The organism is Shewanella sp. ECSMB14102, from assembly GCF_000813075.1.
GTDB lineage: Bacteria > Pseudomonadota > Gammaproteobacteria > Enterobacterales > Shewanellaceae > Shewanella > Shewanella indica.
Genome location: NZ_JWGX01000027.1, coordinates 35,427 through 50,203 on the forward strand (window position 1 = coordinate 35,427; position 14,777 = coordinate 50,203).

The 14,777-nt window shown below is 54.7% G+C and carries 10 protein-coding genes; 3 read left to right on the forward strand and 7 right to left on the reverse strand.

The features are described from left to right. Positions 1–46: 46 nt before the first annotated feature. Genes RC73_RS10180 through RC73_RS10190 form a run of 3 tightly spaced genes read right to left on the reverse strand, consistent with a single transcriptional unit; the run spans position 47 to position 3,660 of the window. Positions 47–1,774 carry a polyamine aminopropyltransferase gene (locus RC73_RS10180; protein WP_039034532.1) on the reverse strand — a complete coding sequence of 576 codons (1,728 nt, stop codon included), beginning with the start codon at positions 1,772–1,774 and terminating at the stop codon, positions 47–49. Positions 1,775–1,778: 4 nt separating this feature from the next. Further along, positions 1,779–2,678: a DUF350 domain-containing protein gene (locus tag RC73_RS10185; protein WP_039034533.1), complete on the reverse strand. Its 900-nt coding sequence runs from the start codon at positions 2,676–2,678 to the stop codon at positions 1,779–1,781. A 31-nt stretch (positions 2,679–2,709) separates the two neighbouring features. Continuing rightward, the gene (locus RC73_RS10190; RefSeq protein WP_039034534.1) at positions 2,710–3,660 is read right to left on the reverse strand and encodes a hypothetical protein; all 951 of its coding nucleotides are present in this window, start codon (positions 3,658–3,660) and stop codon (positions 2,710–2,712) included. A 235-nt stretch (positions 3,661–3,895) separates the two neighbouring features. Between RC73_RS10190 and glnE the strand changes: the two genes are divergently transcribed. Continuing rightward, positions 3,896–6,748 (forward strand): bifunctional [glutamate--ammonia ligase]-adenylyl-L-tyrosine phosphorylase/[glutamate--ammonia-ligase] adenylyltransferase, encoded by a 2,853-nt coding sequence (glnE, locus tag RC73_RS10195; protein ID WP_039034535.1) that lies wholly within the window; start codon positions 3,896–3,898, stop codon positions 6,746–6,748. Positions 6,749–6,812: 64 nt separating this feature from the next. On the opposite strand, the gene zapE is transcribed toward glnE, so the two are convergent. Beyond that, complete coding sequence (gene zapE / locus RC73_RS10200) at positions 6,813–7,931, reverse strand: cell division protein ZapE (RefSeq protein ID WP_039034536.1); 1,119 nt, start codon at positions 7,929–7,931, stop codon at positions 6,813–6,815. Between the two features lie 184 nt (positions 7,932–8,115). On the opposite strand from zapE, the gene RC73_RS10205 reads away from it, so the two are divergent. After that, positions 8,116–8,457, forward strand: a complete 342-nt coding sequence (locus RC73_RS10205; RefSeq protein WP_025890081.1) for an FKBP-type peptidyl-prolyl cis-trans isomerase — start codon at positions 8,116–8,118, stop codon at positions 8,455–8,457. A 100-nt stretch (positions 8,458–8,557) separates the two neighbouring features. Continuing rightward, positions 8,558–9,379, forward strand: a complete 822-nt coding sequence (locus tag RC73_RS10210) for an N-acetyl-ornithine deacetylase (protein ID WP_025890080.1) — start codon at positions 8,558–8,560, stop codon at positions 9,377–9,379. A 94-nt stretch (positions 9,380–9,473) separates the two neighbouring features. Here RC73_RS10210 and RC73_RS10215 read toward each other — a convergent pair whose 3' ends face one another. From RC73_RS10215 to RC73_RS10225, 3 genes are all read right to left on the reverse strand, one after another. Then, on the reverse strand, positions 9,474–10,388 hold the full coding sequence (locus RC73_RS10215; protein WP_039034537.1) for a L,D-transpeptidase family protein: 915 nt from the start codon (positions 10,386–10,388) through the stop codon (positions 9,474–9,476). A 110-nt stretch (positions 10,389–10,498) separates the two neighbouring features. Then, entirely contained in the window at positions 10,499–12,019 is a 1,521-nt protein-coding gene (gene norR, locus RC73_RS10220) for a nitric oxide reductase transcriptional regulator NorR (RefSeq protein ID WP_039034538.1), read from the reverse strand. An 84-nt stretch (positions 12,020–12,103) separates the two neighbouring features. Then, entirely contained in the window at positions 12,104–14,377 is a 2,274-nt protein-coding gene (locus RC73_RS10225; RefSeq protein ID WP_039034539.1) for a nitric-oxide reductase large subunit, read from the reverse strand. Positions 14,378–14,777 lie beyond the last annotated feature (400 nt).

The following is a 14,777-nucleotide window of genomic DNA, read 5'->3' on the forward strand; positions in this document are numbered from 1 at the left end:
AAAGATAACACCGAGACATAATATGTCAAGCGTTATCTTTGCCTGTTTAAAAGGTTGCTACACCCTGTTCATCTGTCCACGCCTGCAGGTGGTAGTAATACAGCTGCAGCGAGCCTATGGTGTTGGGCTGAACCTGGTCCATCTTAGTGTAAAATTGTTTCGGAAACTCGAAGGCGCCGCGAATAAGCCCAGGCGTCAACCAGTCATCCTCTACCGGCAGTTGCTGCATCTGCTGCAGCCTGCTCTTGGCGTCCTGGCCATTGAGTGTCCCTATGGTCCAGCCCCATTCGCCAAAGCTGGGCACATTGTGGTGATACTGATTCACCTTGAATCCCGCCAGTGCCAGGGTCTTGCCGACTGAGATAAAGGCCTTGGTCGCATGGTAAGGCGAGGTGGACTGTATACTGATGGCTCCATCCGCGCTCAAAAGTTCCCTGAGTTTTTTATAAAACAGGTCTGAATAGAGCTTATTGAGATCCGGATGTGAGGGATCAGGCAGATCCACTATGATGGCATCGTATTTATCACCGCGGGCCAGCAAGCGGTCGACACCGTTAAAGGCATCGTCGAAAACCGTTTCCACCCTGGGATCGGCAAAGGCGTTGTCGTTGAGGCCGAGCAATGCAGTCCTGAGATCTTCCGGTACTTCAGCCCCGGGTTCTTTGAACAGTTTGACCATCTCGGCATCGAGATCCACCAGAGTGACCTGCTTAGGTTGCCATTTCAGTACCTGTTTCAAGCCTAATCCATCACCACCGCCTATGATCAACACCTTGTCGTGACGGGCACTGGCTGCCAGAGTCGGATGTACCAGGAAGGCATGATAGATGTGTTCATCACTGGAGGAGAACTGCAGCCGTCCATTGATATAGAGGGAGTACACCGGCGGCAGATGGTTACCCATCAGGCGCTTGGTCAGTGTCAGTTGCTGAAACCGGGTAGCCTTGGCATAGACGACCTTGTCTTGATACAGGAGGTTGTTGAACCCTTGCTCCCAGGTTGGCCCCTTGATGGCCAGCATCAGCAGTATCCCCGTAGCCAGTACGTGTGCCGCCAGTAACCAGTTGGCGGCGCGGATCCTGTCTCTGAAGCGGATAATAAAGATAAACCCGGCCAAGAGGTTAAAGGCGGCTGTCATGGCGGCAGCCAGCTGGATATCCAGCGCCAGCATAAAGCCGACCCAGAGCGCCGCGCCGACACCTGCGCCTATATAGTCGGCGCCATAGATGGTGCCGGCATTGTGCAGCAGGTGTTCTTCGGAAAGAGCCTGACGCACCCTGGCAATGAGCGGGATCTCCATGCCTATCATCAAGCCGAGCAACACACCCCAGAGATAGGGCAGGTAGCGGGATAACTCCTGAAAACGGCCGATAAAGCCACCCTTAGGCAGATGATCCGGCGGTAGCCCCAGGGTTCGTCCTATCAGTTCCGGCAGCTCGTGGCCAAAGCCGATGACGGCCGCAGTGATCAGAATCGCCAGTGAGCCCAGCAAGGCGACAGTTAATTCCAATACTGCAAAGCCACTGAAGGCGCACTTTATCTTGCGGGCGGCAAAGGCCCCCAAGCCCATGGAGACTATCATCAAGCCTATCATGGTGTAGATGGCTGCCTCGAGGGCGCCCAAAATGCGCCCGGCATAATGAGAAAGCAGGTATTCGTATATCAGACCACAGGCCGCCAGTACCCCCATGATCCCCAAAAGCAGGGCATCATCGAGGGCACCTAAGTGGCGTCTGTTGGGCTCTTGGGTGTTGGTGTGACTACTTAATGCCACGGGATCAGGCCATCAAAGCGGTGAGGATCAGCGCAACCGCTATGCTGATCGCCATTTCAACCGCGGCCAAGCCTATGTTGTGCTGCTTTTCCACCTCATCGGCGAGGTCAATTTTTGCCAGCACCAGGAGTTTGACCAAGGGCAGCAGCAGGCTCAGTACCACCAACATAATGAAGGAGAACACCAGCCAGCCAAGGGCGTTGGTGACATAGGCTTCAGGGCTGAAGACGATAAAGTGACTGGCGGCATTGAAGCTCAGCGCCATGGCGATCATCGCCCCGGCATGACGTATCGCCAGGGCGGTATTTCCCTGTGCCAGCGCTTGCTGCATTGAGCTGTCCTGGTTGCGGGCGGCGTAGCGATTCTCTCTGAGGCGGGTCAGCAACACCAGCATCAATTGAGAGATGGCGAAGGCACTAAGGATGGCAATAAAGGTATCCAGAGTCAGATCTTCGGCCCACAGCAGCACGGCGCGGATAATAATCGCAGTGGCGATAGCGGCCGAGGCATCGACTATGGCAACCGACACATTGCCTTTGAGTACCAGGGCGTTCTTGTCGATATTATTCAAGGCGATTTTATCGTGCAAAAAGCGCCCCATTTTGATCAGCACCAGACCAAACAGGCCGTAGGCGCTCATGCCGATGGCTTCCTGCAGATAACTGTGAGCGGCGGCGCCGGTAATGGCGCCTGTCAGCACTATACCCAGTGCCGCAACAGCGCCGGCGGTGCTGATGCCGAAGGCGAAGTTGTCTCTGACCGCCAGCTCTTCACTGCTGTTTACCCGAATACTCCAGCCTTGCAGGTAGCGGGTCAGAGTGAGCAGTACCACGGCGATAGAAAGGTCGATGGCGAGTATGACGGCCAGTTCCTGAGTGATGCCGAATTCCTGAAATAGAGTCATGTTCATTCCTTAAGTTGTGATCCTGGCTGAGTTATTTGCCCCGGCTGACACCACGGCTGGTGCGACTGCCAGAATTACGGAAACTGCTGTCTTTAGAGTAGTTTGAGCGAAACTTGCTGGCCGATTGTCCACTGCTGGATGGCTTGGGTGCGGCGCTGCTCTGACGAGAGAGGGCGCTGGAGCCGGAGCGGGACTTGGCATAAGGGCTGTCAAAGCGTTTGCCTTGAGAGTCGAAACGTTTTTTGGTGCGCTCATAGACCTGAGTTTGGGCCTTGGCCTGCTTGGGGGAGGTATAGCGATAGCGGCCCACATCATTGTAATAGCTGTAATCCCTGCCTCTGGACCAGTTGTCATAATAAACCGGCCTGTGGAACAGGTTGGAAAACATGGAGTACATGCCATACCAGGCCCAAAAGGACATGCCGTTGGAATCGGTTTGCCACTGGCCATAGGCGGGGTTACCCACCAACTGGCTGCCGGCACCAAAGTCTTCCGAGCCATTGGCCAGGGTTGAAGCCTCGCGGCTGATGGCGTTGACCCTGGCGAGTTTGCCCTCTGACATATCGGCAATCACATTGACGGGATCTGACAGCATGTCGTTGAACAGGCTTGAGTCCAGCGCTTGATAGAGGTTGTTTTCCTCTTCCAACTGTTGGTCAAGATTAACAAAGTTGCTCGCCACCTTGGCGTCTTTCACCCTGCTTTCCAGAGACTTGTACAGTGGTCCTTTACTGGTGGCATCCAGTGTCAGTTGCTCCACCAGCGGTTGTAATTCCGGCCGCTGCTGCGCCAGAATTTGACCATACTGTTTAAGTAAGATGCCGTTGCGCAGCTGGTCTTTGTCCAGCATCTGGCCGAGTTTTTCCAGACGTTGGTCATTCAGCTGTTGCAACTGGGCGATCTGCTCGGGTCTGTCGTCACCGCAGGCTGTCAGTGATAACAGCATTAGCAGACTGAGAATACGGATCAGCATTCCTGCCATGTTTTCTCCATTATGATAAGCACTTGAGACTGGCAAACGGTGCTAAAACCTCTGGTCCCCGTAGGCCGTCAGTGCAAGTTGGTGTAATCTGTGCACAGAGTATCACCCACAAGAATTGGGGTGAAGTCAGAATCACAGGCATCGACTTGGTAACCCTCATGTCGAGCAGAGATACGTGCAGTAAAATGACATAATATGTCTAAATAATCTTGAATACAATCGAACAGGGATAACTATGGAATTGGGGTGTGACAGTCAAAAGCCGTTTTCCGAGTTGCTGTGTAAGCAGGCCGGTAAGCATTGGCATCTGCTGGTGGAGCGCTGGCCTGAGGTGGTCACCGAGCTCAGCCTCATCGAGCAGCAGGAGCTGCAGCGAGTTATGGGCCTGAGTGATTATGTTGCCACTCAGCTGTGCCGCCACCCAGAGTGGATTGCCCCCTTGTTTACCGGCCAGCTCACTCGCCTGGATAGACAAGACTTTGCCGGCGAAATTCAATCCCTGCTCGACTCTGTCACCCAGGAAGAAACCGCCAAATCAGTGCTGCGAAATTATCGCAATCGGCAAATGGTACGCCTCGCCTGGCGCGACTTCATGGGTTATAGCCCGCTGCAGGAGTCACTGCTTGATCTCTCTGTATTGGCTGAGGCACTGATCATCGGCGCCAGAGACTGGCTCTATCGTGAAATGTGCCAGAGTCTGGGAACCCCCTGTGACAGCGACGGCAAGCCACAACCCTTGATGATCCTGGGAATGGGCAAGCTGGGCGGTCGTGAGCTGAATTTCTCATCCGATATCGACTTGATCTTTACCTTCCCGGAACACGGCGAGACCCAGGGCGGTCGGCGCAGCCTGGATAACCAGCAGTTCTTTATCCGCATGGGACAACGCCTGGTCAATCTGCTGGGGCAGGTCACAGTCGATGGCTTTGTGTTCCGGGTCGACATGCGTTTGCGTCCCTATGGCGAGAGTGGCCCGCTGGTGGTCAGCTACAGCGCCCTTGAGGATTATTATCAGGAGCAGGGGCGTGACTGGGAGCGTTATGCCATGGTCAAAGCCCGTGCGCTTGGTCCCTGGACTCAATACTCTGATGAGCTTCACGACCTGCTGCGCCCCTTTGTTTACCGGCGTTATATCGACTTTTCTGCCATAGATTCCTTGAGGCGGATGAAACGCCTTATCGCCCAGGAAGTGCGGCGGCGCCAGCTCAAGGACAACATCAAACTCGGTGCCGGCGGTATCCGCGAAGTGGAGTTCGTGGTGCAGAGTTTTCAGCTTATCCGCGGCGGCCGGGAGCCTGCGCTGCGCAGTCAAAGCCTGTTCGATGCCATAGATACCCTCTTTCGTTTGGGGCAACTTGAGTACCTGGCGGTAGATGAACTCAAGCAAAGTTATCTGCTGCTGCGCCGGGTAGAAAACCTGTTGCAGGCCATAGGAGATAAACAGACCCAGACCCTGCCGGATAACGGTTTGGATTGGCATCGTCTCTGCTATGCACTGGAGATGGCCAATGAAGCAGAGCTGCGCAGTGAGATTGATTCTGCCATGTTCAAAATTCATCGCCATTTTCGCGATACCGTCGGCGGTGATGAAGATAATGAGGAGCAAAGCGATAGCTGGGCCTGCCAGCTCTGGGTCTGTGACAGCGAGGAAGACATACAATCGCTGCTGGCCGAGCGAGGCATAGAAGACAATGAACTCTGGAGCAGTCTGGCCCATTGGCACGAGACGGTATCACGCCGGGCCATAGGCCCAAGAGGGCGGGATACCCTGGATAAGCTGATGCCGAAAATGCTTGAGGAGCTGACGCTGCAGCCCAATCCCGGCAAGGCATTCAAGCCGGTAACCGGCGTACTGGAGCAGATCCTCACCCGCACCACTTATCTTGAACTTTTGTGTGAAAACCCCGGCGCCCGCCAACAATTGGTGAGCCTGTGTTGTGCCAGTCCCTGGATTGCCCAGCAACTGGCGAAATTCCCCATGTTGCTGGATGAGCTGATCGATCCGGCGCAGCTTTATGACACCACTTCTCTGGATGATTACGGCAGTGAACTGCGTCAATACCTGCTGCGGGTTCCGGAAGAGGATATGGAGCAGCAGATGGAGGCGCTCAGGCAGTTCAAACTGTCACAACAGTTGAAAATTGCCGCCGCGGATGTCACCGGGGTCTTGCCTATCATGCAGGTCAGCGATCACCTGACCTTTCTTGCCGAGGCCATTATAGAGCAAGTGGTGCAACAGGCCTGGCAGCAAATGACAGAGCGCCACGGCATGCCGCCTGGCCTGGCTGACGGCGAGATAGGTTTTGCCGTCGTCGGCTATGGCAAGCTGGGGGGCATTGAGCTGGGCTACGGCTCGGATCTCGACCTGGTGTTTCTGCACAATGCGAAGGGCGGCTCGACTGACGGTGACAAGCCGTTGGATGTGGGGCATTTCTATCTCAAACTGGCGCAGCGGATATTACATCTGTTTTCCACCCGCACCATGTCGGGCGAGCTCTACGAGGTGGATATGCGCCTGAGACCATCGGGCGCCTCCGGGCTCTTGGTCAGTGAAATTGGGCATTTCGGTGAATATCAGCAGCAGGAGGCCTGGACCTGGGAACATCAGGCTTTGGTTCGTGCCCGCTTTGTTTTCGGTGACAACGTCCTGGCGCAGGAGTTTCAGACGGTGCGAGACAGTGTGCTGCGCCAAGCAAGAGACAGGAAACAGCTGGCCAGCGAAGTGCGCGAGATGCGCCTTAAGATGCGCGACCATCTGCTCAAAGCGCCGCAGGGAATGTTCGATCTTAAACAAAGCGTTGGCGGTATCGCCGATATTGAATTTATCGCTCAGTATCTGGTGCTGGCCCATGCCCATAAGTACCCTGAGCTGTGTATCTGGTCTGATAATGTGCGGATTTTTGAGGTGTTGGCTGAGCTTGAGCTGTTGCCCTTGATGTCGGCGCAGCATCTGACTCAGGCCTATTGCATGCTGAGGGATGAAAACCACAGGTTAACTCTGGCCGGGTTGCCTGGGCAAGTGGCGCAGGAAAAAGTGGCGGAGCAGGCCGAGCGGGTCAGCAACATCTATGAGCTTATCCTGGGGTAAGAGTTATTTATGGCTGATGGGCATGGCTCGGATACAAGAGGTTGATGTCATCTTTATTCGCGTTTCAATAACCTACCCTTGGCTTGCCGGGAGTTCCCTGCAACATTTCGCTTAAGCGGCTGTAGGTGCGGCGAAACTCGAAGCTGAGGGCGCCGCCCTGATACAGTTGTTCCAGTGGTACTTGGGCATGCAGCACCAGTTGTTTACCCCTGTCATAAAACTCATCTATCAGGGCGATAAAGCGCCGGGCGGCATCATCCTCCGGCGCATAACTGAGCTTTCTATCGCCTGTGCTGACGGCTTCGGCAGCATCTTCGGTGCCACGGGCGCGGATCCAGCCGCGGCGCTCACCGCCAAGTCTGGGCACATGGCTCAGCAGCAGAGTATCCAGTGTTTCGGCCAGCTCCATATAATCCAGAGTGGATCTCGGCCCTTCGCACAGCTGATCGAAGCGAAACCAGGCCAGGGATTGTGTGGCTTCCATGGCTTGGAAAAAAAGCGCTCTGCCCATGATGCTGAGTTGCCCTGGACCCGAGGCGTTTGTTGAAAGCCACTGGCTGAAGTCAGGTTCATTGCCAAGCTGCAGCAGGGGAAGTGCCGCCTGGGCATGGTGCTCACCTTTGGTGAGGCGATGGTCCTGCTCGCCATTGAGGTGCAGCGATTCCATCTTTTGTTGCAACAAGTCGATAGTCGGCAAAAAGCGCTCTCGCTGCAGGCCGTTTTCATAGAGGCGCTCGATTGGCGTATTGGAAGTGCTGACCAGCATAACGCCACGGTTAAACAGGCCTTCGAGTAAACGTCCAAGAATAATGGCATCGCCGATATCCGAGACGAAAAACTCATCGAAGCACAGCAGGCGGCATTCTTTGGCCAGTGTGGCGGCAATCTGATCCAAAGGCTCACGGGTGCCGCTGATGCGGTTCAGATCTCTGTGAACCCTGGCCATAAAGTGATGAAAATGCAGTCTGAGCTTGGGCTGCCCCTCGACGGCATTGAAAAAGAGATCCATCAACATGGTCTTGCCGCGGCCGACATCGCCCCACAGGTAGAGCCCGGGGACTTTGTTTCCCTGACCGAGCGCCTGAAAACGCTTATCAAGCGCTGCCAGCGCAGGCAACTGGGCGGGGTCTTGCTGCCAAGGGCCTTGGGCATAGCGTTCAGAGGGGGAAATTGTGTGCTTCATTCTGGACGTCCCATCCTGTGACTGTTATTTAAGTGCCATATAAGTGCCACGGGCGGCCAGTATAGCAAGGGCTTGAGCCTGAAGGAAAAGTGCCTACCATGCCGCTTCATCTATCCATGGAATAGTGTTCAGTTCCTTTTACGGATAAGATGCGCCTTTTGAACCATAGGTTGAGGAACAAGCCATGACGGCAGAATTGGCAATCATAGATATTGAGGAAGGTCAGGGCAAAGCTGCGGTGAAAGGAGCGCTTATCACGGCTCACTACCGAGGTTGGTTGAGTGACGGTACTCAATTTGATTCTTCCTGGGACAAGGGCCGTCCCTTTCAGTGTGTCATTGGCACAGGGCGGGTGATCAAGGGCTGGGATCTGGGCTTGATGGGAATGAAGGTCGGTGGCAAACGCCGACTCAAGGTTCCGGCACATCTGGCTTATGGCGAACGCCAGGTTGGGGCGCTGATCAAGCCGAATTCGGATCTTGAATTTGAAATTGAACTGCTGGAAGTCCTGACCCGCGACGATTGAGTCCAGGGCTTTTGAGCGCTATTGGCTCAGATGGATTTTGTTTTTATATAAAGCTGATATTATAGCTTTGCCCTTCATTCATCTGAGTCATAAAAGCACTATGAGCCGTTCCCCCTTCGCATCTTTTCAATGGCATTCAGACATTTTTGCCTGCGACAGTACGGATATCGAACATTTCTATGCCCAATTGCAACAGGAAGTTGATCGTCTGCAGTTGGGGCGCAAGAAGCTGGGCGAAATAGGTGATTATCCACTGGAGCTGTATCAGTCGCCCTCAGCGACGGCGGAGCTGCCCTCTGTGTTGATCAGTGCCGGATTTCACGGTGAAGAGGCTGCCGGCCCTTGGGGTATGCTGCATTTCCTCAGTGAACTGCAACAGGATATTTTCGAGCGAATTAATCTAAGCTTGTTGCCTTTGGTCAACCCCACTGGCTTTGCCAAGGGGCACAGATTCAATAAGTTCGGTGAAAACCCCAACCGGGGGTTTTTACAGCCCAAAGAGGGCGAAGCCAGTTCACCTTCGGTTGAAGGCAAGCTGCTGCTGGAATATGGTCAACTGCTGCAGGGCGCCAGCCGCGAAGGCATATTGACCTGTCATGAAGATGTGTTGCAGCAGCACACCTATATCTATTCTTTTGAGCCCAGACAATCACCCGGCCAGTTCAGTTTGCAGCTGCGTGATACTCTGGGGCGTTTCTTTGATATTGCCGCCGATGGCGATATCGATGGCTGTCCGGTGCAAGACGGGGTCATCTTCAACCACTTTGATACTTCGTTCGAGGCCTGGCTGGTTCGCACCGGCGCCAAGGTGGGGGTATGCAGTGAAACACCGGCAACCCAGAACCTGGATCAGCGAATTCTGGCCAACAGCGCCGTGATGCACGCCTTTGTGCAGCAGCAGTTGGCTCCCATCAAGGGGTAACAGCCAATTGCTGTGCAAGCCAGAGTGCCACAAGGACTTATTCGCACCTTCCCTAAGACCCCAGCCTTGGCTGGGGTCTTGCTTTTTAAAGGGTTCAGGGATGGAGGCGGGTAGGAATACCGCTTCTGTCATCCAACAGGCGTTTGAGCACGGTGGAGTCGGTGTCGGCATGGGCGATAAAGCGGCTGATGGCCGGGGTCATCTTCAATACCACAGGCGCGGTGGATTCAAACTCGGCCTCGGTGCGCGACAGTGGCTGATGCACTTCCAGATAGCGACCGCCATCAGGCTCCAGGCTGGCCTTTATCGGCTGATTGACAAACTGTACCCGGGTGCCGTTGGGCACAGTATTGAACAGATGCTCGATATCCTGATTACGCAGGCGGACACACCCCTGGCTGACACGCAGGCCTATACCGAAGCTGGCATTGGTGCCGTGAATGGCGTACAGGTTACCGATATAAAGCGCATACAAGCCCATGGGGTTATCCGGGCCTGCGGGCCAGACCTTGGGCAGGGTAATGCCGTTGGCGGCATACTCCTTGCGGATCCTGGCCGTTGGGGTCCAGGTGGGGTTGGCGCGTTTGCGATAAATCTTGGTCACCCAGTTTTCCGGGGTATCCCGGCCTATTTGACCTATACCTATGGGTAAGACCTGTACCGTATTGCTGTCTTTGGGATAGTAGTAGAGGCGCATTTCGGCCACGTTGATCACTATCCCTTTACGGGGGGCATCCGGCAGGATCAGTTTATGGGGGATCAGCAATGTGCTGCGGGGCTTGGGAAGAAAAGGGTCTACCCCTGGGTTGGCCTCGGTCATGTTGGTCAGCCCCAGTTGATATTCGTCGGCAACACTCTCAAGTGTGCGTTTGTCATCGGGCACTACATAATACTGGTTGTCACCGACGATACTGCTGCCCTCTGGCGGCAGAGGGTATTCAACTGCCTGCGACAGGCAGGCGGGAAGCAACAGGCCCAGTAACAGGGCGAGGCGGGGAATTCTTGTCATAGGATATTTTTCTTCATTAAACGCTGTCAGTCGCCATGGTTTCAGGCATCAGAGTCGAGCAGGCATCCTTACCTTTTCCGGCGCAGATTTCAACAGATTGCGGCAAAAAACTATTTCAGTTGCAGGCGTTTTGCCAGTCGATGCAGGTTGCCCGGGTCGACACCCAACTCGCGGGCACTGGCGGCCCAGTTGTATTGGTGCCGTTCCAGCACACTGCGCAGCAGCTGTCTTTGGAACTCCGCTGTGGCTTGCTTGAGTGTAATGGATTCTGCAGGCACTGTTGTGTCCAACTGGCGCGGCAGCGCACTTGGAGAGGGGCTCTTTGACTGTAACTCACCCAGTTGCAACTGGCATTGGTTATGGTCACTGGCGGCGCGCGCCAACACGCTGGCGCGGTGCAACAGGTGTTCCAGTTCCCTGACGTTGCCGGGCCAGTCGTTGGCCAGCAGCCAGGCTTCCGATTCGGCGGACAGACTGAGGCGCTCCAGCCCCAGCTTGCTGCGGCAACGTTCAAGAAAATGCCCGGCAAGCAGCAGTATGTCGCGGCCCCTTTCTCTCAGTGGCGGCACAAGTAGCGGGAAAACACTTAGCCTGTGGTAGAGATCGGCGCGAAAGCGGCCTTCAACCACCTCGGTTTTGAGATCCTTATTGGTGGCGGCGATAACCCGCACATCCACTGTCAGGCTTCTATCTTCGCCAACCCGTTGCAGATCGCCGTATTGCAGCACCCTGAGTAACTTGGCCTGCAGCGGCAGGCTGAGCTCGCCTATCTCGTCGAGAAACAAAGTCCCCTTGTCGGCCAATTCAAACTTACCGGCGCGATTGCTGATGGCGCCGGTAAAGGCGCCTTTGACATGACCGAAGAGTTCACTCTCGGCGACCGACTCGGGTAGGGCGGCGCAGTTGAGGTACACCAGAGCCTTGTTGCATCTGGGCGAGGCGGCGTGTACTGCCTTGGCAACCAGCTCTTTACCCGTGCCGGTTTCACCGAGGATCAATACGTTCAGATCGCTGGGAGCGACCACGGCAATTTCCCGCTTCAGCGCCAACATTTGCGGGCTTTCTCCCAGGAGTTCACTATGGCCGCTTTCCGGCAAAGGTCGACTCTGGCTCTGTAGCGACAGGCTTTCCAACTTATCCAGCAGCAGGGCATTGCCGAGGGAGGCGGCGGCGATGGCGCTCAGGCTTCGCAGCTCTTCATCGCTGAAATCGTCGAACTGGCAAGGGTCCAGACCATCTATGGTCAAGGCGCCTATCAGTTGTTCCTTGTCCAGCAGCGGCAGGCCGATACAGGCATGCACCTTGAGCTTATCTGTATGGGCGGCTATCAGGCCATCGTAGGGATCCGGCAATTGGCTGTCTGCCGGAAAGCGCACCAGATCGCCGGCGCGGGCGATGGCTTCCAGTCTCGGGTGCTCTGTGATGTTGAAGCTGCGACCGAGTACATCGGCCCTGAGGCCATCGATTGCCAGTGGGATAAAGCGATTGCCCTGAAACCGCAGTAGAGCGGCGGCATCACAATGGAGATTGTCCCGTACCGTTGCCAGCAGACGGCTGAATCTGTCGCTGTTTGGCAAACCTGAGGTGATATCCAGCGCGATACGGGTGAGATCGGAATGGCTGAGTGGCATAAGCTGACCTGAATAAAATCCCTGGGGTGAGTCTACCCCAGGGACAGTGGAATGTCATTTTGACATTGTTTGCAGTGTGAGTGGCTAGTGACTGGTAGCAATGGCCAAGCGTTTGGCCTTGACTGCCTGTCGTAACAATCCCAGCAGGAAGGCGCCCAGCAATAAACCACCGACGGAGAAGATGATATCACCGAACATCCGCATCCATACCAGGCGTTCGACCAGCGGGCTGTGGATCACCTCTGCCGAGCGGGCAAACCAGTAGCCATGATCCAGAACGGCAAAGAACTGCACTATGCCCACCGGCAGCAATGACAGGAACAGCATGGCGGCCAGCCCCAGATTCAGGCTCCAGAATGCTCCCTTGAGCCACTTGTCTTCCCAGCGCAGTTTACCGGCAAGTCCTGACAGGCAGAACAACATCAGGCCTATCCCCAACATGCCGTAGACTCCCATAAAGGCGCCGTGGGCGTGGGTGGCCGTGGTATTCAGCCCTTGAATGTAATAGAGGGCAATCGGTGGATTGATCAGGAAGCCCAGTACACCGGCGCCCACCAGATTCCAGAAAGCGGTGGCAACAAAGAACATGATGGCCCAGTGATAGCGTTGCATCCAGGGAGCGGCCCGGCGCAGGCGATAGCTTTCCACCGCTTCAAAACCGATAAGGGCCAGAGGCACCACTTCCAACGCCGAGAAGATAGCGCCCCAGGCGATGACCGAAGTGGGGGTGCCGGTGAAATAGAGGTGATGCAGTGTGCCTATCAGGCCCCCGGTCAGGAAGATCAGGGTAGAGAAGAGTACCGCACCATTGGCACTGCGGGCACGGATAAGGCCAAGACGCACAAACATCAGGGCGATAACCGAGGTGGCAAAGGTTTCAAAGAAGCCTTCAACCCACAGATGTACTACCCACCAACGCCAGTATTCGGCGATGGCAAGGTTAGTGTGTTTACCCATAAACAGCCCGGCACCATAGAAGAGGCCGATGGCGACACAGGAGGCGTAGAGTACCCAGAGCACAGGCTTTAGCTCAGATTCCTGTTTCAGGGCGGGCAACATGGCGCGGCTCACCAGCGCCAGCCAGATCATCAATCCGGCTAACAGCAGCAATTGCCAAACCCGGCCGAGATCTATGTATTCATATCCCTGGTGACCGAAGAGGAAGTTGTTGTCCAGCGAGAAATATTGTTGTACCCCCAGCCATTCACCGGCCATGGAGCCCAGCACCACTACCAGAAGAGCGACCCACAATAGGTTGACACCGAAGCGTTGATATTTTGGCTCGTGGCCGGAAAGCGCCGGCGCGATATAGAGCCCGGTACCGAGCCAGGCCGTCGCTATCCAGAATACAGCCAGTTGAGTATGCCAGGTGCGGGTCACTGAATAGGGCAGGATCTCACTCAAGGGAATACCGTAAAACTCCTGGCCCTCAACCGCATAGTGCGCCGTGACGCCACCTAGCAGTATTTGCAGCAGAAATAGGCCGATAGCGGTAATGAAGTATTTACCCGTGGCCTTTTGTGAAGGGGTGGGTTTGTGTCTGAACAGTGGATCTTCAGTGGCGGGAGCCGGCAGCGCTTCATGTTTGCCGGCGGCATGATACCAAACCAGGGCACCGATACCGGCCAGCAGAGTCACTATGCTCAGAATCGACCAGACGATATTGTCTGAGGTCGGTGTGTTGCCCAGTTGCGGATCGTAGGGCCAATTGTTGGTGTAGCTGTAATTGGCATCCGGGCGCTCGGTCACCGCGGCCCAAGCGCCCCAAAACAGGAAGGCATTGAGCTGCTGACGGCGATCGGCAGATCCTATGGTATTGGTTTTCATCGCATAGGCTTCTCGCAGCTCATTCAGCGCGGGATCGTCACCAAACAAAGATTGATAGTGCTGACTCACTTGCGCCATGGCAGCGATACGGGTGTCGGAAAGCACCACCCGGGTGTGACCTCTCTCATCTGTAGTGACAGTGTTATGGCGCAAATCGTCCCTTAAAGCTTGCTCCAATGCGGCCTGAGTACTCTTGTCCAGGCTATTGAAAGGCTTGTTGTATGTCTCCTTGGCGCGAATATCCAGCCAGGCTTCGGCCTCACGGTGCAGCCAGTCTGCAGTCCAATCCGGAGCCACATAGGCGCCATGGCCCCAGACGGAGCCCAACTGATGCCCGCCCATGGAGCGCCAAACCAGCTGCCCTTGTTCTATGTCCTTGCCGCTGAAAACCACTTGGCCCTGGCTGTCGCTATAGACATCGGCAATCGGTGGTTTTTCCCGATAGATTTCACTGCCGATACTGAGAAGTACAGTGAAAGAAGCGACCAACACAAGTAACAGTGCGATCAGGGTGAATTTTTGTCTGCTCATTGGCATCCCTCTGACAAAGTCTATTTGATAGGTTTTCCTTCATAGAGCAGCTAATGTGCCAAGTTTTATTCTTGTTTTTAATCAGTGTCTTACTTTTTTGTGTGTTTTTGATTGTGTCATTTTGATTGTATTTTGAATGTCTTTTTAACATTACAAAGTGTCATTATGACACTGAATGTTTGCCCTGAAGCCATCACTGATATATTGATGAGGATTCTTGGATTTCAAATTCTTTAGTTGATTGAAAAAATTAAGTTTTTTTCATTAATTTGAGTTTATGTTTCTTTGGCTTCATATTTGATGTTTTATTGGTAAATTTTCTATTTTTTAAGGGGTTACACGGCTTCTTTTGCTGGTCTTTTTCGCTGAAAGCGAAAATAAGTCAACTGTTTCTACTGAA